This is a genomic window from Faecalibacterium prausnitzii (assembly GCF_003324185.1).
Taxonomy (GTDB): domain Bacteria; phylum Bacillota; class Clostridia; order Oscillospirales; family Ruminococcaceae; genus Faecalibacterium; species Faecalibacterium prausnitzii.
The window spans coordinates 1-572 of the sequence record NZ_PXUP01000075.1 but is presented as its reverse complement, the minus strand read 5'-3'; the positions used below and the strand labels follow the sequence as shown (position 1 = coordinate 572).

Sequence of the window (572 nt, the reverse complement as noted above, 5' to 3'; positions counted from 1 at the left end):
CTGTCACGTACGGTTCTTAGGCGGGAAGGCGGTGGTAACACCGCTGACCCAGCCGATTACTCGCCGCTGGTGAATCGGCTGAAAGGTCAGGTCATCAAAATCAGCCCCAACAGCACCCAGTTCATCAACCCCATGGACATCAATGCCAACTACTCCGAGGAAGATAATCCCCTGTCCCTGAAAGCCGACTTTATCCTTTCCCTGTGCGAACTTGTGGTGGGCGGCAAGGAAGGGCTGCTGCCGGTGGAGAAAACCGTCATTGACCGCTGTGTGCATCTGATCTACCGCAAATATTTTGCGGACCCCTGCCCGGAGAATATGCCCATCCTTGAGGACTTGTACAATGCCCTTCTTCAGCAGGACGAAAAGGAAGCCCACCACGTTGCCACGGCTCTGGAAATCTATGTGAAAGGCTCCCTGAACCTGTTCAATCATCGCACTAACGTGAACGTCAATAACCGCATCGTCTGCTACGACATCAAGGAACTGGGCAAACAGATGAAGAAACTCGGTATGCTCATTGTGCAGGATCAGGTCTGGGGGCGTGTCACGGCAAACCGCAGCAGCGGAAA

At 53.8% G+C, this 572-nt stretch carries 1 pseudogene; it reads left to right on the top strand.

The features are described 5' to 3' along the window. Positions 1–572 (top strand): annotated as a pseudogene (locus C7J97_RS14770) (VirB4-like conjugal transfer ATPase, CD1110 family); the annotation flags it as partial.